Annotated in this window: 20 protein-coding genes; 7 read left to right on the top strand and 13 right to left on the bottom strand. The window is 69.4% G+C overall.

Annotated elements, in window-relative coordinates; translation table 11 throughout:
- Positions 1–11: 11 nt before the first annotated feature.
- The 3 genes from B0293_RS06015 to B0293_RS06005 form a co-directional block, all read right to left on the bottom strand.
- Positions 12–3,416: a S8 family serine peptidase gene (locus B0293_RS06015; protein ID WP_005162065.1), complete on the bottom strand. Its 3,405-nt coding sequence runs from the start codon at positions 3,414–3,416 to the stop codon at positions 12–14.
- Positions 3,417–3,710: 294 nt separating this feature from the next.
- Positions 3,711–5,309: a phosphoglycerate dehydrogenase gene (serA, locus tag B0293_RS06010; RefSeq protein WP_005162061.1), complete on the bottom strand. Its 1,599-nt coding sequence runs from the start codon at positions 5,307–5,309 to the stop codon at positions 3,711–3,713.
- Positions 5,310–5,410: 101 nt separating this feature from the next.
- Positions 5,411–5,977 (bottom strand): TetR/AcrR family transcriptional regulator, encoded by a 567-nt coding sequence (locus B0293_RS06005; RefSeq protein WP_005162058.1) that lies wholly within the window; start codon positions 5,975–5,977, stop codon positions 5,411–5,413.
- A 94-nt stretch (positions 5,978–6,071) separates the two neighbouring features.
- Between B0293_RS06005 and B0293_RS06000 the strand changes: the two genes are divergently transcribed.
- The 4 genes from B0293_RS06000 (at position 6,072) to B0293_RS05985 (ending at position 9,857) form a co-directional block, all read left to right on the top strand.
- Complete coding sequence (locus B0293_RS06000; protein WP_005162057.1) at positions 6,072–6,980, top strand: TIGR03620 family F420-dependent LLM class oxidoreductase; 909 nt, start codon at positions 6,072–6,074, stop codon at positions 6,978–6,980.
- The gene (locus B0293_RS05995) at positions 6,977–7,813 is read left to right on the top strand and encodes a TIGR03620 family F420-dependent LLM class oxidoreductase (RefSeq protein WP_005162056.1); all 837 of its coding nucleotides are present in this window, start codon (positions 6,977–6,979) and stop codon (positions 7,811–7,813) included. The genes B0293_RS06000 and B0293_RS05995 overlap by 4 nt, the downstream gene beginning before the upstream one ends.
- Positions 7,797–8,753 carry an ankyrin repeat domain-containing protein gene (locus B0293_RS05990; RefSeq protein ID WP_005162055.1) on the top strand — a complete coding sequence of 319 codons (957 nt, stop codon included), beginning with the start codon at positions 7,797–7,799 and terminating at the stop codon, positions 8,751–8,753. The genes B0293_RS05995 and B0293_RS05990 overlap by 17 nt, the downstream gene beginning before the upstream one ends.
- A 210-nt stretch (positions 8,754–8,963) precedes the next feature.
- Positions 8,964–9,857 (top strand): nuclear transport factor 2 family protein, encoded by an 894-nt coding sequence (locus B0293_RS05985; protein ID WP_005162054.1) that lies wholly within the window; start codon positions 8,964–8,966, stop codon positions 9,855–9,857.
- Here B0293_RS05985 and B0293_RS05980 read toward each other — a convergent pair.
- The 4 genes from B0293_RS05980 to B0293_RS05965 form a co-directional block, all read right to left on the bottom strand.
- Positions 9,854–10,117, bottom strand: coding sequence for a DUF397 domain-containing protein (locus tag B0293_RS05980; protein WP_039919053.1), 264 nt, complete (start codon positions 10,115–10,117; stop codon positions 9,854–9,856). The genes B0293_RS05985 and B0293_RS05980 overlap by 4 nt on opposite strands.
- Before the next feature lie 88 nt (positions 10,118–10,205).
- Positions 10,206–11,219: a ketol-acid reductoisomerase gene (gene ilvC, locus B0293_RS05975; protein ID WP_005162052.1), complete on the bottom strand. Its 1,014-nt coding sequence runs from the start codon at positions 11,217–11,219 to the stop codon at positions 10,206–10,208.
- Positions 11,220–11,256: 37 nt separating this feature from the next.
- On the bottom strand, positions 11,257–11,763 hold the full coding sequence (ilvN, locus tag B0293_RS05970) for an acetolactate synthase small subunit (RefSeq protein WP_005162051.1): 507 nt from the start codon (positions 11,761–11,763) through the stop codon (positions 11,257–11,259).
- Complete coding sequence (locus B0293_RS05965) at positions 11,760–13,628, bottom strand: acetolactate synthase large subunit (RefSeq protein ID WP_039919045.1); 1,869 nt, start codon at positions 13,626–13,628, stop codon at positions 11,760–11,762. The genes ilvN and B0293_RS05965 overlap by 4 nt, the downstream gene beginning before the upstream one ends.
- A 320-nt stretch (positions 13,629–13,948) precedes the next feature.
- Here B0293_RS05965 and B0293_RS05960 point away from each other — a divergent pair, with 320 nt between their 5' ends.
- Together B0293_RS05960 and ilvD are read left to right on the top strand one after the other, a co-directional pair.
- Complete coding sequence (locus B0293_RS05960; protein ID WP_039919052.1) at positions 13,949–14,431, top strand: PH domain-containing protein; 483 nt, start codon at positions 13,949–13,951, stop codon at positions 14,429–14,431.
- 73 nt (positions 14,432–14,504) lie between these two features.
- Positions 14,505–16,349, top strand: coding sequence for a dihydroxy-acid dehydratase (gene ilvD / locus B0293_RS05955; protein ID WP_005162048.1), 1,845 nt, complete (start codon positions 14,505–14,507; stop codon positions 16,347–16,349).
- A gap of 63 nt (positions 16,350–16,412) precedes the next feature.
- Here ilvD and B0293_RS05950 read toward each other — a convergent pair whose 3' ends face one another.
- The 3 genes from B0293_RS05950 to B0293_RS05940 form a co-directional block, all read right to left on the bottom strand.
- Entirely contained in the window at positions 16,413–16,955 is a 543-nt protein-coding gene (locus B0293_RS05950) for a DoxX family protein (RefSeq protein ID WP_039919044.1), read from the bottom strand.
- A gap of 89 nt (positions 16,956–17,044) precedes the next feature.
- Positions 17,045–17,869, bottom strand: coding sequence for a DUF72 domain-containing protein (locus B0293_RS05945; protein ID WP_039919051.1), 825 nt, complete (start codon positions 17,867–17,869; stop codon positions 17,045–17,047).
- Positions 17,870–17,901: 32 nt separating this feature from the next.
- Positions 17,902–18,807, bottom strand: coding sequence for a 2-hydroxyacid dehydrogenase (locus B0293_RS05940; RefSeq protein ID WP_039919050.1), 906 nt, complete (start codon positions 18,805–18,807; stop codon positions 17,902–17,904).
- A gap of 63 nt (positions 18,808–18,870) precedes the next feature.
- Between B0293_RS05940 and B0293_RS05935 the strand changes: the two genes are divergently transcribed.
- Positions 18,871–20,100: a PQQ-dependent sugar dehydrogenase gene (locus tag B0293_RS05935; protein WP_005162042.1), complete on the top strand. Its 1,230-nt coding sequence runs from the start codon at positions 18,871–18,873 to the stop codon at positions 20,098–20,100.
- On the opposite strand, the gene B0293_RS05930 is transcribed toward B0293_RS05935, so the two are convergent.
- The 3 genes from B0293_RS05930 to B0293_RS05920 are packed head-to-tail and all read right to left on the bottom strand — an operon-like array spanning position 20,097 to position 22,784.
- Complete coding sequence (locus tag B0293_RS05930) at positions 20,097–20,819, bottom strand: cupin domain-containing protein (protein WP_039919043.1); 723 nt, start codon at positions 20,817–20,819, stop codon at positions 20,097–20,099. The two genes, B0293_RS05935 and B0293_RS05930, sit on opposite strands and share 4 nt — an antisense overlap.
- The gene (locus B0293_RS05925; protein WP_005162036.1) at positions 20,809–21,726 is read right to left on the bottom strand and encodes a DUF6807 domain-containing protein; all 918 of its coding nucleotides are present in this window, start codon (positions 21,724–21,726) and stop codon (positions 20,809–20,811) included. Before B0293_RS05925 ends, B0293_RS05930 begins: the two co-directional genes overlap by 11 nt.
- Entirely contained in the window at positions 21,723–22,784 is a 1,062-nt protein-coding gene (locus tag B0293_RS05920) for a Gfo/Idh/MocA family protein (protein WP_005162032.1), read from the bottom strand. Before B0293_RS05920 ends, B0293_RS05925 begins: the two co-directional genes overlap by 4 nt.
- Positions 22,785–22,819: the final 35 nt, after the last annotated feature.

Below are 22,819 nucleotides of genomic sequence, written 5' to 3'. Positions count from 1 at the left end.
GCACTACCGCGTCAGCCCACACCGATCGGCTGACGTCCGGTGTGCCGGCCGCCGTTACCCGGCCGGTCGACGCCGGCGTTGCCGCCGCCGCTGTTCGTCTGGATCTTCACCACGTTCGCCCGGTTGCCCGAGGCGTTGTGGTGATCGATCGCCAGCAGGCCGAGGACGGTGTCCTGCGCCGCCGCGTTGCGGTTGACCACCAGCGCCGTGCCCGGCTTCGCGACGTAGCCCAGCGCGGCGTCGCCGCCACCCTGGACCGTGTACGCGGGAGCCAAGGCGTCGAACGCGAGCGGCGTGCCGACGTAGTCGATCGTCGACGAGCCCGCACCCGGCGCCGCGTAGAACCCGGAGGTCCCGACCGTGTAGCTGATCTTGTGCGACGCGGCGTTCGGGTCGATGCCCAGCGCGGCGATGCTCACCGGCAGCACGACGACGTTGGTGTCGAACACGTTCGTGTCGACGTCGCCGAGCTGGCCGTTGACCGGCTGGATGTCCACCTGCGGGAAGCCCGGCTTGAGCGCCACCGTGACGGCCACCAGGACGTCGGTCGCGGTCACCTTCGTGACATAGGTCTCGAAGTCCGGGTTCCCGTCGCCCGTGGTGTCGATGTCCACGAACGGCGAGGTGTTGCTGCCCAGGTTGGCCAGGTCGCTCCAGGTGGTGAGACCGAAGGCCAGCAGCGCGTTCTCCGGCTCACCCTGCGCCTTGGCCAGCGGAGCGGTCGACGCCGCGCCGATGTAGCGCAGGTCGGCGCCCTTGGCGGTCTGGTTCAGCGTGCAGTCGGTGGTGACGCTGCCGTCGCACTCGGGCAGCTGCGGGGATTCCGCCTGCAGCTCGAGCACGCTGATCAGCGAGCGGTACCGCTGCGAACCGGTGCCCTGGTCCACGCCCTTGCCGGTCAGGTTCAGCACGGCCTGGTCCTGGCCGGCACCGAAGTTGACGTTGCCCGGGGTGTTGATGGACGAGACGGGCTTCGGCGCGGAGTACACCGAGAGCCGCAGCGGGACGGTCGTGCCGCTCTTAGGGGTGAACGCGATCCGGCCGGAGGCGTCTGCCACGAACTGCCGGGCGAGGCCGACCTGCGTGGTCGCCATGGTCGGGTCGATGACCTTGCGGAGCGCCTTGGGGTCGGCGATCTTCAGGGTCACCTTCACCGTCGCGATACCGCGCGGGCTCAGCTTGACGGTCGGCTTGTCCACTGTGTACTCGACACCGGGGAGCGCGTTCACGGCTTCGTAGCCCACCGAGTACTCGACCGGCTTGATGCCCTTGTTGACCACCTTGACCGTCTTGGTCAGGGTGAGCGGGCCGCCCGCTTCGACGACGCCGAAGTTGACCGTGACGGCGCCGGGGTTGTCGACGACGTAGGCCAGGACCTGGTTGTCCAGCGCGGCCTTCGCGTCGATCCGGCCGCTGCCGACGCGCTGCGGCGCGTAGGTGCGTCCCGACGCGTCGTGGATGTCGTGGCCTGCGGTGTTGATGACCGAGGCCTTGACCTCCTCGACCGACCAGTCCGGGTGCGCCTGACGGATCAGGGCGGTGATACCCGAGGTGTGCGGAGCCGCCATCGACGTACCGGAGATGACCAGACGGCCCGCTCCGCTGCCGGCCAGCGCCGACGAGATCGAGTCACCGGGCGCCGAGACGTCCGGCTTGACGGCCGGTCCGCGCCCGCCACGCGAGGTGAACGAGCTCGGGGTGTCCACAATGGACTGGTCGAAGGTCGGCACGGACACGCGGCCCTTGCCGGTCATGCGGACCTGGAGCGTGCCGGCGGCCAGCGCCGGGCGCAGCGAAGCGGTCGCGCCGCCGGTCAGCTGGAACGTCGGCGTGGCCGCGTTGCCCGCGATACCGGCCGAGAAGTGCTCCAGCGTGGACGAGAACAGCGCGCCCTTGGCACCGGCGGCCTGCGCGTTGTTCGAGCGGACGCCAGAGCCGCAGGCGCGGGTCGCGTCGTTGTCGTCCCATTCGAGCCAGACGATCTTGCCCGCGACCTTGGCCTTGTCGGCGTCGGAGTACGGGTTGCAGCCCGCCGCGTTGGCCGCGGACAGGGCGACCACCGGCGCGGTGACGTCGAGCGTGTCGTAGGCCGCGTAGTTCTGGCTGAACTGGCCGGTCTTCGGGCCCTTGACACCGTCGGGGGCCACGGCCTCGACGGCGTCGCGCAGGACGGAAGCGTCACGGCTGCTGGCGACGGTCAGCGCCTCGGGCGTGTTGCCCGGCGCGCCGCCGACGTCGTTGAGGTCACCGCCGTTGCCCGCGGAGAACACCGGGACGACGTTGTTCGCGGCGATCTTGCGGACGAACAGCGAGTCCGGGTCGTCCGGGGTGGCGAAGTCGCCGCCCAGCGACAGGTTGACCACGTCGAGGTGGTCGGTGAAGTCACCGTCGCCGTCCGGGTCGAGCGACCAGTCGAGCGCCTGCGAGGTGACGTTGGTCGAGCCGGCGCAGCCGAAGACCTTGATCGCGTACAGCAGGGCCTTGGGCGCGGTGCCCGGGCCGATCTGCATCGCTTCGAGCTTCTTCTTGTTGAGCTTCTTGTAGTCGCCCGTGAACGTCTTGCCCGCTTCGTCCACGCCGAAACCGGCGACCGTGCCCGCGACGTGCGTGCCGTGGTGGCCGCAGGCGAGCGGGTTGGGGTCCGGCTTCGGGGTCTTGAGGGCCGGGTCGCTGCTGCCCGAGTCGTAGGCGTCGCCGACCAGGTCGACACCGCCGACGACCTTGTCGGTCGGGAAGGCGGGGGTGGCCTGGTCGCGGTTGATCGCCTTGTACGCCTCGACCGTGCCCGGGCCGCCGAAGTCGGCGTGGGTGTAGTCGATGCCGTCGTCGATCACGCCGACGCGGATGCCGTCGCCGTAGCGGCCGGTCTGCTGCCACGACGCGAGCGTGTTGGTCAGCTGGACCGCGCTGGAGTTCGTGCGGGTCTTCGGCACGACCTTCTTGACCGAGACGACGTCCGGCCGCTTCGCCAGCTCACGGATCTTCGCGGCGTCGGCCGTGACGACCGCGCCGGCGACCGCGTTGGAGGTCTGCGTGACCAGCTGGGTGCCGGCGTCGGCGGCCTTGAGCTGGCCGACGACGGAGTTCACCGTCGCGGCGGCGTCGGCCTTGGCGTTCTTCGCGGCCTTCTTCGCCTGCTCCTTGCCCGCGCCCTTGTTCTGCTCGGCGTTGAAGGCGTCGACGGCGGGCTGCTTGGCCAGCTCGACGAAGGCGGTGATCTGGCCCTGGGCGGCCTTGAGCTTCGGTTCGACCTTGCCCTGGAACGCGTTACGGTCGATCTTCGCCGGCGTGATGCCGTCCGCGAGGGGGACGTCCTGCGCGGCCGCGGTCGCCCCGGTCACGGACGTCGCGAGCAACGCGGCGAAGACCGCGGCCGACGAGCGGATGGCCCATCGGGGTACGCGGGATCTGTTCATGAGTTAGTGCCCTCACTCGAGGCCTCGACTCGGAACCTGCCTGCCGCTCGAACACACCCCCGACGGTGAGCCCCGGCGCCGCGCCGTGCCCTTGACGGCGCGATGGTTCGGCCTCGCCGGAAGAACCTATCCGGGGACCAGCCCGACTTCAGTAGGCATTTTTCACCGTTATTGAATCTTGCTCTTCGCAACCCTGTGACTACCGGGGAAAAGTATGCCTGTAACGCCGGTAACGTGTTGCCATATAACGAAAGCCGCGTCCGTGGACGCGGCTTTCGTTACAGGCTTTTCAGGTCAGCCGAAGTTGACGGCCCGGATCGTGTGCGCCCCGACGGTCGCGCCGATCGGCTCCAGCAGGTGCGAGTCCACCGAACGGTCCACACGCAACAGCATGACCGCGTCCGCGCCGTCGGTGGTCTGGCTGATCTGCGCGGCCTCGATGTTGATGCCCGCCTCGCCGAGCAGCGTGCCGACGCGGCCCATGATGCCGGGACGGTCCGGGTACTCCAGCAGCAGCACGTTGCCCTCGGCGCGCAGGTCGAAGTGGCGGCCGTTGACCTCGACCAGCTTCTCGACCTCGTCCTTGCCGGTGACCGAGCCGGACACCGAAAGCGTGGTGCCGTCGGCGTGGACCGCGCGGACGGTGACCAGGCTGCGGAATTTGGGGCTTTCGGTCTCGGTGACCAGATCGACCTGGACCCCCAGCTCCTCCGCCACGCGCGGCGCGTTCACGAAGGTGACCTGGTCCTCGACGACGCCGGAGAACACGCCGCGCTCGGCCGCGAGCGGCAGCACGCTGACGTCCTCGGTGGACAGCTCGCCCTTGACCACGACGGTGACCGAGGCGGGCGCCTTCGGGTTGAGCGCGGTCAGCACGGTGCCGAGCTTCTGGGTGAGCGAGAGGTACGGCCGGACGTGCTCGCCGACCGTGCCGCCACCGGCCACGTTCACCGCGTCCGGCACGAAGTCGCCGCGCAGCGCGAGCAGCACGGACTTCGCGACGTCGGTGCCCGCGCGGTCCTGCGCCTCGGCGGTCGACGCGCCCAGGTGCGGGGTGACGACGACGTTCGGCAGGCCGAACAGCGGGCTCTCGGTGGTGGGCTCGGTGACGAAGACGTCGATGCCGGCGCCGCCGACGTGGCCGGAGCTCACCGCGTCCGCCAGCGCCTGCTCGTCGATCAGGCCACCGCGGGCGGCGTTGACGATGATGACGCCCTGCTTGGTCTTCTTGAGCGCCTCGGCGCCGATCAGGCCCTTGGTCTCCGGGGTCTTCGGCAGGTGGATGGAGATCGCGTCGGCGCGCTCCAGCAGCTCGTCCAGCGTGACCAGCTCGATGCCGAGCTGCGCGGCGCGGGCGGCCGAGACGTAGGGGTCGTACGCGATGATCTTGGTGTCGAACGCGGCGAGCCGCTGCGCGAACAGCTGGCCGATCTTGCCGAGGCCGACCACGCCGACGGTCTTGCCCTGGATCTCGACGCCGGAGTAGGCGCTGCGCTTCCACGCGCCGCCCTGGAGGCTCTGGTCCGCGGCCGGGACCCGGCGGGCGACCGCGAGCAGCAGCGCGACGGCGTGCTCGGCGGCGGAGACGATGTTCGACGTCGGCGCGTTGACCACGAGGACACCGCGGTCGGTGGCGGCGGGGACCTCGACGTTGTCCAGCCCGACGCCGGCGCGGGCGACCACCTTGAGCGTGGTGGTGGCGGCGAGCACTTCGGCGTCGACCTTCGTCGCGGACCGCACGAGCAGCGCGTCCGCCGTCTTCACGGCTTCGAGCAGCGCGGGGCGGTCCGTGCCGTCCACATGCTGGACCTCGACCTCGTCGGAGAAGACACTCAGCACGGAAGGCGCGAGCTTCTCGGCGATGAGGACGACGGGCTTGTTCGGCTTGGTCACGATACGGCTCCCACTATCTGGTCTGTGCCTGCGACTCACTGTTGACGGTCACGCCGTTGTGCCCGGTTGCGCCGCAGTTTAGACCTGGTGACAGGGGATTGTTAACTCGCCCGTAATCCGGCGAAAACGAGATCGACGAGCCGTTCGAGCGCGTTGTCACCCGAAAGGTGTTCACTGGCCCAGGAAAGCGCGTGCAGCAGCACCAGCAGTTCGTCCACTGTGACGTTCGCCCGGAGCGCGCCCGCGACCTTCGCCCGTTCCACCAGATGGGATACGCCGTCCCGCATGGCGTGACACGACGCGTACAGCGGCGAGGTCTCGTCGTCGAGGACGTCGACCATCAGTTCGGGCAGACCGCGGTAGCGCGCCGACTCCGCCCCCATCCCGGCGAGCCAGGTCCTCAACGCGTCCAGCGGCTCCGGCGAGTCCAGGAGTTCGCGAGCCTTCGCGGCCTGGCCGTCGAACCTGTCGCGGAGCACCGTCTCGACCAAGGCCTCCCGCGTCGGGAAGTGCCGGTAGAGCGTCCCGATGCCGACACCGGCCCGGCGGGCGATCTCTTCCAGCGAGGCGTCGACCCCATGCGCGGCGAAAGCGCGCCTCGCCTCTTCGAGGAGGCGCTCGTAGTTGCGCCGGGCGTCCGCCCGCAGCGGCTTCTTGTCGATGTCCATCGCGTTCCAGAGCCTAGTCTCGACAAATCGGAGGCAGCCTCCGTATAGTCGCCGAGGTAACCGGAGGCTGCCTCATGTTAGCTGGAGAGAACTGATGAACCTGATCGAAGAGACCCGCGACCGGCTGGGACCGGTGGGTGTCTGGCTGCCGCTCGGCATGGCCCATCCGACGCCAGACGAGGAGCTGGCGGCGATCCGGCAACTGGAAGAGCTGGGATATCGCACCGTTTGGGCCGGTGAAGGTCCCGGGAGCCGGGAGCTGTTCGCGCACGGCGGCATCACGCTCGCGTCCACCGGACGGGTGGTGATCGGCACCGGGATCGCCAACATCTGGTCGCGTCCCGGGCGCACCGCCCACAGCGGCGCGCGGACGCTCGCGCACGCCTTCCCCGGCAGGTTCGTGCTGGGGATCGGGATCGGGCACGCCTTCCAGGCCGCGAAGTCCGGTGTGGACTACCGGCCGCTCGAACAGACCCGCGCGTACCTCACGGAGATGGACGAGGCGGCGGCCGAATTCCCGGCGCCCGTGCCGTTTCCGCGGATCCTCGCCGCCGTCGGGCCGAAGATGCTCGAACTCGCGCGAGACCGGACGGACGGCGCGCACCCGTTCGCCCAGCCCTTCGAGCACACGCCGTACTCCCGCGAGATCCTCGGCCCGGACAAGCTGCTCATTCCCACCCATTCGGTCCTGCTCGGCGACCGCGAGCAGGCGCGGGCGAACGTGGCGAAGAACATCGAGGTGATGAAGCGGTACGACGTCCCGCACTACTTCAACGGCTGGAAACGGCTGGGCTACACGGACGAGGACATCGACGGGGTCAGCGACCGGCTCGTGGACGGGCTGACCGCCTGGGGTGACGAGGAGAGGATCGCGGGGCGGGTCAAGGAACTCGTCGACGCCGGCGCGGACACCGTGCTCGTCACTCCCGACGGGGACGATCTGGCGACCATCCTGGACCAGCTGAAGCGGCTGGCCCCGGCGCTGGCGGAGGTGACGAGGTGAGTGTCGGGATCTGGACGTTCTCCTTCGACGGCAAGGAAATCGGCGAAGTCCGCGACGCGGCCGCGGAAGTCGAAGAGCTGGGGTTCGACACGCTGTGGTTCGGGGAGTACCTGGGGCGCGAGGCCTTCACGCAGGCGGGACTGCTACTGGCGGCGACCTCCCGGCTGACGATCGCCACCGGGATCGCGCGGTTCGACCAGCGGGAACCGGCCACCGCCGCGGCCGCGGGCCGGACCCTCGCGGAGGCCTATCCCGGCCGGTTCGTCCTCGGCCTGGGCGGGCACAGGCCGGGGACGAAACCGCTGGACGCGATGCGCGGGTACCTCGACGCCATGGACGCGGCCGAACTGTCCACACCGGACTCCCCGCATCGGCGATTGCTGGCCGCGCTGGGACCGAAGATGCTCTCTTTGGCGGCGGAACGCGCCGATGGGGCGCATCCGTACTTCGTCCCCGTCGAGCACACCGCGCAGGCACGGGAAGCCATGGGACCCGGGGCTTTCCTCGCCGTCGAGCAGGCCGTCGTGCTGGGTTCGGATCGGGAGATCGCGCGGCAGCACGTGTCGGCGTACCTGGAACTGGCGGCCCACCACCGGGCGAATCTGCGGCGATTCGGGTTCACCGAAGAGGATTACGGCTCCGACCGGATCGTGGACGCGCTGGTCGCCGTCGGGGAGGACGCGATCTCGGCGCGGGTGCGGGAGCATCTGGACGCCGGCGCGGACCACGTCTGCTTGCAGGTACTCACCGGGGACGAGCGGATCCCGCTGGCGGAATGGCGGCTTTTGTCGGGGGTGGGCGGTAGCGTGCGGAAGCATGACGTCACCGGCTGAACTCGCTTTCGAGCAGGCACGGAAACTGATCGACGCGCGGGACCTAGCCGGTCTCGCGCGGCTGATCGGCGATCTGCCCACGCTCGTCCACGCGCACGGGAAGAACGGGAACGATCTGCTCGGCATGGCCACCGCCACCCGCGACGAGCGGCTGTGCCGGATCCTGCTCGACCACGGGGCCGATCCGGCGTCGGCCAACGTGCACGGCTGGACCGCGTTGCACCAGGCCGGGTACGTCGGGCTGACGCTGCTGGTCACGATGCTGCTTGACGCGGGCGCCCCGGTCGACGTGCCCGCGCGCGGCGACGGCGGGACACCGCTGGTGGTCGCGTTGTTCTGGGGTCATCGCGAGGCCGCCGAAGTACTGGCCGCGCGTGACCTCTCCCCCGGCAACCTGCGGGTGGCGGCCGGACTCGGCCGGACGGAACTCCTGGACGAGTTGCTCGCGCCGGACGGCACGCTCTCCCCCGCGGCGGGCGCGCATCGCGAGTTCCACCGGCCGCACAGCGGTTTCCCGGAATGGCGGCCGAGCGACGATCCGGCCGAGATCGTCGACGAAGCGCTGTCGTGGGCCGCGCGGAACGACCGGTCCGAGGCGGTTCGGACGCTGGTGGCTCGCGGCGCGAATGTGGACGCGGACGTCTACCGGGGCACCGCGCTGACATGGGCCGCCGCCCAGGGGAAGGCATCGGTGATCACGACTTTGGTGGAGCTGGGCGCTTCGGTCGACCGCCAGGGGACGTTCGGCGCGCTTTCGCATGGGAAGGGCGTCACGGCGCTGCATCTGGCCGTGCAGGGCGGACACGTCGACGCGGTGCGCGCGTTGCTGGCGGCCGGGGCGGATCCTTCGCTGGAGGACTCCCTGTACTCGTCGTCGGCCGTGGGATGGGCCGAGCATTTCGAGCAGGCGGAGATCCTGGCGGTGCTGCGGAGCGCCTGAGCGGGACAGACTCACGGTTCCCGCGTCGCGAAAGCCACTTTCGCAACCTTAAACGTTGCGAAAGTGGCTTTCACAACGCTTACGGCCAGCGAATCGGCCACGGGGTGCACCTGAACCCGGCCCGCCGGCAGATGGACAAGCGGAGTCTGCAGTCCGTATCGTCGAAGGCGGACTACAGACTCCGCTTCTTGTCCGACTGGGAGACCCTTCATGACCACACCCCGCGACGTCTTCGCCAGGCTTTCCGAAGACATCACTGCCCGAAACTGGGAGACGCTCTTCGACCTCTACGCGGAAGACGCCGTCGTCGAGAATCCGCAGCGCCCGCCCGTGCCGACCCGCTTCGAGGGCCGCGAGACGCTCCGCCGGAACTTCGGCGGAGGCTTCAACGTGCGCATGAGCAGGGCGGACGTCCTGATTCACGGGACAACCGACCCGGAGGTGATCATCGCCGAGTACCGCAACGTCGGCGAGGCGCTGGACACCGGGAAGTCCTTCGACATCGCCAACATCCAGCTCCTCCGGGTGCGCGACGGGCTCATCGCCCATTCGCGCGATTACCACGACTACCTGCGACTCACCGCGGCGCGCGACGGCCTGGAAGCCCTGAAGAAGAGTTACGAGACCGCGGAACGCGAGCTCACGCCGGTTCCGCCGCGCCCCGCGTCGACGGCGGATCCGAAGAGCCCGCGCGGCGTTTTCGAGCGACTCGTCTACGGCGTCGCGGACGGCGATTGGGCCGGGCTGCCGGAGCTCTACGCCGAGGAAACCCATGTCACGCACCCGTTCCTGCCCGGGGCGGAGACGCTGAAGAGCCGGGAAGACCTGCGTGAGCACTTCAAGTTCGGCGAACAGGGCAAAGTCCGGTTCCAGGTCCGGGACCTGGTGATCCACGAGACCCTCGACCCCGAAGTCGTGATCGGCGAGTTCGACTACCAGGGCACGGCCGGGGACAGCGCGGAATTCCGCCTGTCCAACATCTTCGTGCTGCGCGTACGCGACGGGCTGATCGTCGAATCCCGCGACTACGCCGACCATCTCGCGATCGCGGCCGCCACGGGACGACTCGAGGAACTGGTCGCCCGGGTCCAGGACGACGGCTAACCGGGAAGGTTGAATTCGCCGTCCTGGACGCCTTTCACGAACGCGTCCCATTCCGCCGGGGTGAACACGAGGACGTCGCCCTCCGGGAGCGACGCCTGGCGCATCGCGGTGTAGGTGACGCCGTCGGTGTGCGGCACCATCGCGTACTCGACGCAGTCTTCGAGGTTCGCGCCGTCCGGTTCCGCCCGGATCCACTTCGCGTCGCTCAGGTCCAGTTCGTGCCGGATGTGGGCCTTGTCGTCCACCGGCTGCTCACTCATGGTGCCCACGTTATCGCTTTCCGGCAGGCAAAACGAAGGGGCCCTTCACCGCATCGGATGCGGTGAAGGGCCCCTTCGGCCCAAGTGACTAGGCGGTCTCGGTGATCGGCCGGTCCACCCACGACATCAGGTCGCGCAGCTTCTTGCCGGTCGCCTCGATCGGGTGCTCGTCACCCTTCTTCTCCAGCTCGTTGAACTTCGGCCGTCCGGCCTCGTCCTCGGCGACCCATTCGCGAGCGAAGGTGCCGTCCTGGATCTCGCCCAGGATCTTCTTCATCTCTTCCTTGACCGCCGGCGAGATGACGCGCGGGCCGCGGGTCAGGTCGCCGTACTCGGCGGTGTCGGAGATCGAGTAGCGCTGACGCGCGATGCCGCCCTCGTACATGAGGTCGACGATCAGCTTCAGCTCGTGCAGCACCTCGAAGTAGGCGATCTCCGGGGCGTAACCGGCCTCGGTGAGCACCTCGAAACCGGTCTGCACCAGCGCGGAGGCGCCACCGCAGAGAACGGCCTGCTCACCGAAGAGGTCGGTCTCGGTCTCCTCGGTGAAGGTCGTCTTGATGACACCGGCGCGGGCGCCACCGATGGCGGCCGCGTAGGAGAGCGCGAGCGCCTGCGCGTTGCCGGAGGCGTCCTGTTCGACCGCGATGAGCGCCGGGACGCCCTTGCCGTCGACGAACTGGCGGCGGACCAGGTGGCCCGGGCCCTTCGGGGCGACCATGGCGACGTCCACGTTGGACGGCGGCTTGATCAGGTCGTAGCGGATGTTGAAGCCGTGCCCGAAGAACAGCGCGTCGCCGTCCTTGAGGTTCGGCGCGATGTCCTGCTCGTAGATGAAGCGCTGCTTGGTGTCCGGCGCGAGGATCATGATCAGGTCGGCTTCGGCGCTGGCCTCGGCCGGCGTGAGCACGCGGAGGCCCTGCTCCTCGGCCTTGGCCCGCGACTTCGAGCCCTCGGGCAGGCCGATGCGGACGTCGACGCCGGAGTCGCGCAGGCTCAGCGAGTGCGCGTGACCCTGGCTGCCGTAGCCGATCACGGCGACCTTGCGACCCTGGATGATCGAAAGGTCCGCGTCGTCGTCGTAAAAGATTTCCACTGCCATGAGGGGTACTACTTCCTTTCCTGACTTACAAACAAAGTTATCGAGCGGAGGTGGCGGTGATCGAGCGAGAGCCCCGGCCGACCGCGACCATTCCGGACTGGACCAGTTCACGGATGCCATAGGGCTCCAGCATCCGGAGCAGGGCACCGATCTTGTCCGAGGTCCCGGTGGCTTCGACGGTGAGCGCCTCGGGAGACACGTCCACCACCTTCGCGCGGAACAACTGCACTGTTTCGAGGACCTGGCTGCGCACGGTGTTGTCGGCCCGGACCTTCACGAGCAGCAGTTCACGCTGCACGGCTGTGGATTTTTCCAATTCCACGATCTTGATGACGTTGACCAGCTTGTTGAGCTGTTTGGTCACCTGTTCGAGCGGTAGCTCTTCGACGGCGACCACGATCGTCATCCGGGACACCTCGGGATTCTCCGTGGGCCCGACGGCGAGGGATTCGATGTTGAAACCACGCCGGGAGAACAGTCCGGAAACCCGCGCGAGGACACCGGGCTTGTTCTCGACCAGAACGCTCAGGGTGTGCACGCTCATCGGGCGTCTCCTTCTGCGGCCGCGTTGATCTCCGCCTCGGCGGCGACCTCGTCGTCGTCGAAGAGCGGGCGGATCCCGCGCACGGCCATGATTTCGTCGTTACCGGTGCCCGCGGCCACCATGGGCCACACCTGGGCATCCTTCCCCACCACGAAATCGATCACGACGGGGCGGTCGTTGATCTCCATGGCACGCCGGATGGTGGCGTCGACGTCCTCCTTCGTCTCACAGCGCAGCCCGGCGCAGCCGAGCGCCTCCGCGAGGAGGGTGAAGTCGGGGATGCGGTGCTTGTGGGTACCGAGATCGGTGTTGGAGTACCGCTCCGAGTAGAAGAGGTTCTGCCACTGGCGCACCATGCCCAGGTTGCCGTTGTTGATGACGGCGACCTTGATCGGCGCGCCTTCGATGGCGCAGGTGGCCAGTTCCTGGTTGGTCATCTGGAAACAGCCGTCGCCGTCGATGGCCCAGACCTGCTTGTCCGGCACGCCGAACTTGGCGCCCATCGCGGCGGGGACGGCGAAGCCCATCGTGCCGAGGCCGCCGGAGTTGATCCAGGTGCGCGGGTTCTCGTACTTCACGAACTGCGCGGCCCACATCTGGTGCTGGCCGACGCCCGCGGTGTAGACCGCGTCCGGGCCGACGAGCGAACCGATGCGCTCGATGACGTACTGCGGGGAAAGCGTCCCGTCCTCCGGCCATTCGTACCCGGCCGGGTAGTCGTCGCGCCAGGCGCTCGCCTGCGTCCACCAGTCCTTCAGATCCGGCTTCGCGGACTTGTCGGTCTCGGCGCGGACGGCCTCGATCAGTTCGGTGATGATCTCCGCGCAGTCGCCGACGATCGGCACGTCCGCCTTGCGGTTCTTGGAGATCTCGGCCGGGTCGATGTCGGCGTGGACGATGGCCGCGTCCGGCGCGAACGAGGACAGCTGGCCGGTGACGCGGTCGTCGAAGCGGGCGCCGAGGGCGATCAGCAGATCCGACCGCTGCATCGCGGCGACCGCGGCGACCGAACCGTGCATCCCCGGCATGCCGAGGTGCTGCGGGTGCGAGTCGGGGAAAGCGCCGCGGGCCATCAGCGTGGTGACGACCGGGATCCCGGTCAGCTCGGCCAGTTCCATCAGCTGGCGCGAAGCGTCGGCCTTGACCACGCCACCGCCGACGTAGAGGACCGGGCGCCGCGACTTGCTGATCAGCCGCGCGGCTTCACGGACCTGCTTGCCGTGCGGGCGCAGCGTGGGCCGGTACCCCGGCAGCCGCAGCTCCGTCGGCCAGGAGAAGGAGGTCATCTCCTGGAGGACGTCCTTGGGGATGTCCACCAGGACCGGGCCGGGACGGCCGGTCGAGGCGAGGTGGAAGGCCTCGGCGATGGTGCGCGGGATGTCCGCCGGGTCGGTGACCAGGAAGTTGTGCTTGGTGATCGGCATCGTGATGCCGCAGATGTCGGCTTCCTGGAAGGCGTCCGTGCCGATCAGCGCGCGGGACTGCTGACCGGTGATGGCGACCACCGGGACCGAGTCCATGTTCGCGTCGGCCAGCGGGGTGACCAGGTTGGTCGCGCCGGGTCCCGACGTGGCCATGCACACACCGACCTTGCCGGTCGCCTGCGCGTACCCGGTGGCGGCGTGGCCGGCGCCCTGTTCGTGACGGACCAGGACGTGGCGGACCTTCGTCGAGTCGAGCAACGGGTCGTACGCCGGGAGAATGGTGCCGCCGGGAATACCGAACACGACCTCCGCGCCCACCGCCTCGAGCGAGCGGACGAGCGACTGCGCGCCCGTGACCCGCACCGGGGTCCCGGCCGGCGGCGCCGGCTTGGGACGAGCTCCAGGGGTGTTCGCTTCTGCTCGCGAGGTGGCACTAGTCATCGCTGTTTGCCTCGTCTTGTCTAGTCACTCGTTCGGGTATTCATTGCTGGTTCGGCGGTTGAAATTGTTCCAGGCAACAAAAAACCCCCGCCGACCGGAGTGGTCGCACGAGGGTCGCGCGTCGACGCAGCGGAGACTTCCCTAAGCGTCGACGCGCTTGGGAAGTACGAGGCCGGTCTGCGTTGTCACGAGAGTGAAGCTAGTCGGTCGCCGTCAAGAGTGTCAACTCTGCGGGACGGCGATTCCGCATGCTGGACACCTTCGGCGCGTGGCGCGACCCGCGTTCGAGGCTCCGAAGGCGGCGGTGCACCATCTTTGACGTGGCAGAAGAAAAGCAGCAGGAACAGGCGAACGAGGACCGCAAGGCCGTCTTCAAGATCCCGAACACGGCGTTGCTGGCGATCGCTTTCCTCGTCGTTTGTGTGACGCCTGTCGCGTTCGGCGACGTGCCGTATCTCCAGTGGCTCTATCTCTTCCCGATCGCGCTGGCGGTGTTCGTCATCCGGACCCGCACGACGGCGACGGCCAAGGGGCTGGAAGTCCGCACGATGTTAGGGCGGCGGGACCTGCCATGGGCCTCTCTCAAGGGCCTCGCCATCACCGACAAGGCGAAGGTGCAGGCGGTGCTGAAGGACGAGTCCAAGATCGCCCTCCCCGCCGTGCGCACCCGTCACCTGCCGGTGATCTCGCTGGTCAGCGCGGGTCATATGGCCGACCCCTCCGGGCTGACGGACGACATCGACAAGCCCGCGGAGAAGGCTCCGGAGAAGACCGAGGAATCCGGGCCGACCTCCGGGGAGTAGGATTGGTAGGACCAGTTTGGCGCCGGATCGCCCGGCAAGGCCCTGGTCCCCATCCCGAACCTTGGAGTAAGCCGTGCCTCAACTCCGTTCCCGGACCACCACCCACGGCCGCAACGCGGCGGGCGCCCGCTCGCTCTGGCGCGCCACGGGAATGACCGACAGCGACTTCGGCAAGCCGATCGTCGCCATCGCGAACTCCTACACCCAGTTCGTGCCGGGGCACGTGCACCTCAAGGACCTCGGCGAGATCGTCGCGGGCGCGGTGAAGGAGGCGGGCGGTGTCGCCCGCGAGTTCCACACGATCGCCGTCGACGACGGGATCGCCATGGGGCACAGCGGAATGCTCTACTCGCTGCCCTCGCGCGAGATCATCGCCGACTCCGTCGAATACATGGTGAACGCGCACCAGGCCGACGCGCTGGTCTGCATCTCCAACTGCGACAAGATCACCCCGGGCATGCTGAACGCCGCCATGCGGCTGAACATCCCGGTGGTGTTCGTCTCCGGCGGGCCGATGGAGGCCGGGAAGGCCGTGGTCGTCGGCGGGGTCGCGCAGGCGCCGACCGACCTGATCACCGCGATCGCCGCGTCGGCCAGCCCCGACGTCGACGAGGACGGGCTGTCCATTGTGGAGCGCTCGGCCTGCCCGACCTGCGGTTCGTGCTCGGGCATGTTCACCGCGAACTCGATGAACTGTCTCACCGAGGCGCTCGGGCTCTCGCTGCCGGGCAACGGTTCCACCCTCGCCACGCACGCCGCCCGCAAGGCGCTGTTCGAGGACGCCGGGCGCACGGTCGTCGAACTGTGCAAGCGCTGGTACGAGAACGACGACGAGTCCGCGCTCCCGCGCTCGATCGCGTCGAAGAAGGCTTTCGAGAACGCGATGGCCCTCGACATGGCGATGGGCGGTTCGACCAACACGGTGCTGCACATCCTCGCCGCCGCGCAGGAGGGCGAGGTCGACTTCACCATCGACGACATCGACGCCATCGGCCGCCGCGTGCCGTGCCTGTCGAAGGTCGCGCCGAACTCGGACTACCACATGGAAGACGTCCACCGGGCAGGCGGAATCCCGGCCATCCTCGGCGAGCTGTACCGCGGCGGGCTGCTGAACACCGACGTCCACTCCGTGCACTCGCCGGATCTGGAATCGTGGCTGTCCACTTGGGACATCCGCGCGAAGGAGCCGTCGGAGCGGGCGGTCGAGCTGTTCCACGCCGCGCCGGGCGGGGTGCGGACCACGGAGGCGTTCTCCACCGAGAACCGCTGGTCCTCTTTGGACACCGATGCCGCCGGCGGCTGCATCCACGACGTCGAGCACGCCTACACCAAGGACGGCGGGCTCGCGATCCTGCGCGGCAACCTCGCCGAGAACGGCGCGGTCATCAAGTCCGCGGGCATCGACGAGGAACTCTGGCACTTCGAGGGCCCGGCCCGCGTGCTGGAAAGCCAGGAGGAGGCGGTTTCGGCCATCCTCAAGAAGGAGATCCAGCCCGGCGAGGTGCTGGTGATCCGCTACGAAGGCCCGGCGGGCGGCCCGGGGATGCAGGAGATGCTGCACCCGACGGCGTTCCTCAAGGGCTCGGGACTCGGCAAGAAGTGCGCCCTGATCACCGACGGCCGGTTCTCCGGCGGCTCGTCGGGCATCTCGGTCGGGCACATCTCGCCCGAGGCCGCCGCGGGCGGGGCGATCGGCCTGGTGCAGAACGGCGACCGGATCCTGCTCGACGTCCACGAGCGCCGCCTCGAACTGCTCGTCGACGCGGACGTGCTGGCCGAGCGCCGCGCGAAGATGGAGGCGAGCGAGCGGCCCTGGCAGCCGGTCTCGCGGGACCGGAAGATCACCGCGGCGCTGCGGGCTTACGCGCGGATGGCGACTTCGGCCGACACCGGCGCCGTGCGGGACCCGAACAAGTAGGTCACAAGCACGCATTTAGAGGACTAAATGCGCCCAGTGCGCATTTAGTCCTCTAAATGCGGGTCAGCGGCAGAGGACGATCACGACGACCGAAGCCGCCGCGGCCAGTAACAGTCCGATGAGACCGAACGGAAGCGGCCGCTTCCGCCACGGGGTGTTGACGTCCAGCGCGAGCCGCCCGGAGCCCGCGAGCAGCACGGTGAGCGAGGCGGCGCCCAGCAGGAGCTCGAACTCGAAGCCCTGTCCGTCCTTCTGGAAGAACCCGCCGCCGAACTTCACGTACACGATGTTCGCGCAGACGCCGACCAGCGCGGCGGCGCCGACCGGGGTGAACAGGCCGACCAGGACGAGCGCGCCGCCGAGCACCTCGCTGATCCCGGTGATCCACGAAAGCAACGTCGTCTGACTGGTGTAGCCGAGGCTGCCGAGCACCTTGGCGAAGCCGCCGACCCCGGGGCCGCCGAAGGCGCCGAAGAGGTGCTGGAGCCCGTGCGCGCCCATGGTCACGCCGAGCACCACTCGCAGGACGAGCAGACCGAGATCGATCCCGCCCCTGGTCTCCGCCGGGCCGGGGCCGCTGTCGGCGTCGGCCACGTCCGAGATCATGCTGGTCTGATAGTCATCGCTCACGCGCGAAGGGTAAGTCGAAACCGGCCCGTCAGGCGACCGAACCGCCGGGCCGGCGACGAAGCGGCTCAGAACAGGGTCGCGGGTTCGACCGGTTCGGGCTCCGGCAGCGGATCGAGGCCGGGCACCATGGCCCGCACGTCGTCGTGGAACCGGCGGGCGAGCTCCGGCGCGTCGTCGTTGTCGGGCGTGTGCAGGAACATCGTCGGCGACCGGCCCTCGCGCAGCCAGCCGGCGACCACCTCGGTCCACGGCCGCCAGCCTTCGACGGTCTCCTCGACCGAGTCCCGGCCGAGGTAGCGGACGACCGGCCGGTCGGTGAGCGCCCGCGTCCGCCGCGGCAGCCGGGGTTTCTTGGCCCAGGCGTCCTGCTCGGCCTCGCTGACCGGCGGGCTCGCGAAGAAGACCGTGGTGTCGAACGGTACCCACTCGGCGTCCACGTCGGCGAGGGCGTTCTCCAGCAGTGACGTCGAGCGGGTGCCGGTGTAGAACTCGGGGTGGCGCACCTCGACGGCGCGCCTGAGGCCGGCCGGGAGCCGCCGCAGGAAGCGGCCGAGGACGTCGACGTCCGACGGGCCGAACGAACCGGGCAGCTGGGTCCACAGGACCGCCCGGTCGCCGAGGGGTTCGATCGCGTCCAGGAACGCCCGCATCTCGGTCTCGACACCGGCGAGCCGTCGCTCGTGCGTGACGACCTTGGGTATTTTGACCACGAACCGGAAGCCGGGACCGGTCTGCCCGGCCCACGTCGCGACAGTGTCCCGGGCGGGTGTCGCGTAGAAGGTCGTGTTGCCCTCGACCGCGTTGCACCACCCGGCGTAGGCCTTCAGCCGCTCTCCGGCGGGCAGCGACTTCGGCAGGAACCGCCCGGCCCACGCCTTGTGCGTCCACATCGCGCAGCCGACGTGAAGAGTCGCCATGCCGCTCAGTACTCGCCGTGGACGAGGTTCTTCGGCAGCTCCCCGCTCATGTAGTGGCTCAGCTCCCGGACAGCCACCGCGTAGGCGCGCTGCCGCCGCCCGCTCACCGCGCCCGCGACGTGCGGCGTCAGCAGCAGCCCCGGCACGTCCCACAGCGGATGCCCGCCGGGCAGCGGCTCGGGATCGGTGACGTCGAGGGCGGCGCGCAACCGGCCCGACGCGAGTTCCGCGACGAGCGCGTCGGTGACCACGACCGGTCCGCGGGAGACGTTGACCAGAATCGCGTCGTCCGGCATCGCGGCCAGGAACTCCGCGTCGACCAGACCCCTGGTGTGCGGGGTGAGCGGCACCATCAGCACCGTGATGTCGTGTTCGGGCAGCAGTTCGGGCAGCTCATCGACGCCGTGCACGTTTTCGCGGGCTGTCGTGCCGACCATCGTGCAGCGGACGTCGAAGGTCTCCAACCGGCGGCGCAGATGCCTGCCGAGGTCGCCCGCGCCGATGACGAGGGCCCGTTTGCCCTGGAGGGTGTCGGTGATCCGGCGTTCCCAGTGCTTCCGCCGGTGGTGGTCGGCGAAACCGCCGAGACCGCGGTAGATCGTCAGCAGGACCGCGACCACCCATTCGGCCGAGCTCCCGCCGTGCGCGCCGCGGCAGGTCGAGAGCAGGACACCGTCGGGCACCTTGCCGACCCAGTCCTCGGCCCCGGCCACCAGCAGCTGCACGAGTTTGACGTTCGGCAGTTCGCGCCAGAGTTCCTCGCTGGGCTGGTCACCGGTCACGAGGACCTCGGCCTCGGCGGCCTCGGCGGGCACTGGCTCCCCTCGGCGGTACACCACCGGACGCACGCCTTCGATCTCCGAAAGCGCCGCCACTCCCTCTTCGTCGGGTACGAGCACGGTCACCGTCATGATCGCCACGGTATCGATAGCCGCTTACCCGTGGCTCACGTATGCCCACCTAGGCTTGATCCCGTGCGTACCCGGTACCGGCGGAAATGGACCGCGCCGCTGGCCATGCTGGCCTGCGGTGCGCTGATGCTCTCCGGCTGCGCCGACTTCGACAACACGGCCGCCGGACAGAAGTTCACCCCGGTCAATCCGCCGTCCCCCGAGGTCCCGCCGCAGGTCGGGCCCGGCGGCGACGCGGGTGACTCCGGTCCCGGTCAGGGCCGCGGGAACGGGCCGAACCAGTCGCCGACGCCGGTCCCGCCGCCGCAGGGGTGCAAGGACTTCGACAAGGCCGTCATCGCGACCTGCCTGGACACCGTCGCCGCCGTGGCCGCCATCCCCGGTGACGGCTCTTCGCCCAGCGCGCTCGCGGGCGAACGCAAGAGCGGCCGGATCATGCTCGCCGCCGCGGGGAAGGACCCGGCCGACTGGGCCACCATCCCGGTGGACGGCTCCCGGGACGGCGGCCTCACCTCGCTCGCCCTCTCCCCGGGCTTCGCCGAAGACCAGCTCGTCTTCGCCTACGTCACCACCCCGACCGACAACCGGGTCGTCCGGCTGGCGAAGGGGCAGGCGCCGAAACCGGTGCTGACCGGCATCCCCAAGGGCGCCACCGGCAACCGCGGCGCGCTCGGCACCGACGCGAAGGGCGCGCTCCTGGTCGCCACCGGCGACGCGGGCAATCCCGGGCTCGCGGCCGATCCCGCGTCGCTCGCCGGGAAGGTGCTGCGCATCGACACCTCCGGCAAACCGGCGCCGGGCAACCCCACGGCGGGCTCGGCGGTCTTCTCGACCGGCGTGCACTCCCCCGGCGGGATGTGCCGCGACCAGTCCGGTTCACGCCTCTGGCTGACGGACCGGATGGGCGACAAAGACGTCCTGTACCGGCTTCGCGCGGGCCAGCCGCTGAGCACCCCGGCGTGGAGCTGGACCGACAAACCCGGGGTGGCGGGCTGCGCGGACTTCGTCGACGCCACCGGCTACCTCTCCCTGACGACGTCGACCGCGGGCAACCTGCAGAACCTGCCGGTCACCCCGGACGGCGCGGTGACCGGCAAGCCCAACGTCGTCATGGACGGCAAGGTCGGCAAGCCACCGAAGACCTTCGGGCGCCTCTCCGCGATGAGCATGATCAACCCGCAGATGGCGGTGACCGGGACGCTCAACAAGGACGGCGGGTCTCCGGTGTCGAGTGACGACCGCGTGGTCATCATCACGCCGTCGGCAGGCGGCGGCGTGGGCGGCAAGGACTAGCGGCCGATTTCGAGGTCGTACTCCGTCCGCCGTCCGCACATCCCGTAGCCGTCCTCTTTGGACGGCCGGACGACCCGGACGCCGGACTGTTCGAGATGGCTCGCGTCGCCGTTCGCCAGTGCCTTCAGGTGTTCTCCGGTCAGCTCGGCGGCGGCCAGCGCACCGGATCGCCAGCGCGGGAACCAGGCGTCGATCTTCGGCGCGACCAGTGCGGCGGCGGCGCGGTGGAAATCCCGCAGCGGGCCGGGGTCCCCGGCGGCGAGCGCGTCCCGGATCGGCAGATAGCCCTCGATCGCGAGATCACGGCGGCGCCGGGCCGCGTCGTCGTCGGCGGGCATCGCGGCGGCCTCGGCGTACGCGTCCGGGTCGGCGAGGATCGGCGGCGGGAAGGTGAAGACCGCGTCACCGGCTTCGGGCAGGCCGCTGTTCTGCATGAGGACGGTGATCCGCAGGTCTTCGCGCTGCACCATCCGGTGGACCGTGCCGGGCGCGAACCACGCGACGACCCCGGCTTCGAGGCCGGTCTCCCGGTAGCCGCCGACGTCGAGCGTCTGCACCGCGCCGCGGCCGCCGGTGACGACGTAGGCCTCGGTGCAGGCGAGGTGCAGATGCGGGCTGCCGCCGCACACCCCGTCCGCGGCCTCCCATTCGTAGGCGCACAGATGGGAAAGGCCGATGCCGCCGGGGAGCGGGAACACGGTGACCTCCTCAGAATCCATGGGTCTTCAGGTAGTGCTCGACCCGGTCGCGGTCCCAGGCGCCGTCCGCCACCACCACGCGGTAGCGGTAGTGGAAGCTCTCGCCGGGCGCCACGGTGAACTCGTCGAAGAACGCCCAGGAGAACGCCACCGTCGGGATGTCGTGCGACCGGACGAACCAGTGCGACTCGTGGATCGCGTACTCGTTCTCCGGCGCGTGCGCGAAGACCAGCGTCGACTTCGCGTCGACCTCGTCGTGTTCGCCGACGAACGCCAGCCAGGGTGCCTGGCGTCCCATCATCTCCTCGCCGCCGAGGGCGCCGGGGCCGAGGATCTCGCCGCCGGCGAACTCGCGGGGCCCGCGCCAGTGCAGCCCGGTGTAGCCCGCCATCTCGCGTCCGGCCGTCGTCGGACTGCCGAAGTCCAGTGGCTCGTCGCGGATGTTGGTCAGGGTGATCGCCCAGTCGAGGGCCCAGCAGCCCTCGTCCGGTGCCACGGAATGGACGACGAGGTCACGTCGTTCGCGCGCCCATTCCCCGCCGCCGTTCTCGACCCAGGTCAGGTTCTCGCCCAGTGTCAGGCTTTCGTCCTCGACGGCGAACTCCGCGAAGCCGTCGTGCCGCATCGAACCGACGAGATCGGGCAGATCCTGGTACCAGTCGCCGGGCACGTAGGTCCAGCCGCCCCAGAAGTTCTGGCCGGACAGATGACTCGACGTCATCTGGAGTCCCTTGTGCCAGCGGTGATCCGACGGCCGGTAGGCGCTGACCTGACGTCCGGACAGCGTCCGCAGTGGATGGGTGTACGGCTTGCGCGACTCGTAGGCGGCAGGGTCGGGTTTGTACACATAGGACAGGAGTTCGACGCCCGCGGCCTCGACGGTGACGCACTCGCCGTGCCGGTGGGTGACGGTGATGGATGCGCTCACGATTCCCCGTTCATGGCTGTGTAGAAGGGATCCTCGGAGGTGATCTCACCCGCGTGGACGGGGCGCCCGGTGAACGCGGATTTGTACAGCGCGGCGATGAATTCGAGCGCCCGCCGCCCTTCGGCGCCGCTGCACGGCGGACGTTCCCCCGCCCTGATCGCGGCCAGCACGTGGGTCAGCTGAGCGGTGTGCGAACTGGCGAGATTCGTCGCCGGTGCGGGCCATTCCCCGGTCACGTGCGGTGCGGGCGTGTAGGTCCAGTCGTCGTTTTCGTAGCCGTAGAGATGGGTCAGTTCGACGGTCGCGTCCGAACAGTCGATGCGGATGCGACTGACCTCGCCGGGCGAGAGCACGCTGTTGACCACCGTGGCCAGCGCGCCGGATTCGAAGCGCGCCAACGCCGTCGAGACGTCGTCGGTGCGGACGTCGTGCACGAGCGTGGCGGTCATCGCGCGGATCTCGGCCCAGTCGCCGAGCAGGTGCAGGAGGAGGTCGATCTGGTGGATTCCGTGGCCCATCGCGGGCCCGCCGCCCTCGTTCGCCCAATCGCCGCGCCACGGGACGGCGTAGTACTCCGCGTCGCGGAACCACGTCGTCTGACAGTGCGCGACCAGCGGCCGCCCGAGTTCGCCCGCGGCCAGCAGCTCGCGGAAATGCCCGGCGGCGGAGCCGAACCGGTGCTGGAAAACGAAAGCCGCGTACGGCCCGCCCTCGGACTCGGCCGCGGTGATCTCGTCGTACTCGGACAAGGATCGGCAAGGCGGCTTCTCGCACCACACCCACGCCCCGGCGGCCAACGCGGGCAAGGTCTGCTCGACGTGCAGCGCGGGCGGGGTGCAGAGCGAGACGATGTCCGGCTTCTCCTCGTCGAGAAGCCGCTGGATGTCGGTGTACGGCTTGATGTCGCCGGTACTGAATCCGGCGACCCTGGTTTCGTCGACGTCGGCCGCGGCGACCACGGTCACTTCCGACGGATGGGCTTCGTAGGCGGCTAGATGGCTTTTGGCGATTCCTCCGGTGCCGATGATGGCCGCCCGGAGGGGGTTCCCGGTCGTCACCCGTGACCTCCACCGTCCGTATGAGGCACTCATAC

Source organism: Amycolatopsis azurea DSM 43854, from assembly GCF_001995215.1.
GTDB lineage: Bacteria > Actinomycetota > Actinomycetes > Mycobacteriales > Pseudonocardiaceae > Amycolatopsis > Amycolatopsis azurea.
The sequence above is the reverse complement of the archived record's forward strand: the minus strand, read 5'-3'. Positions and strand labels throughout refer to the sequence as shown.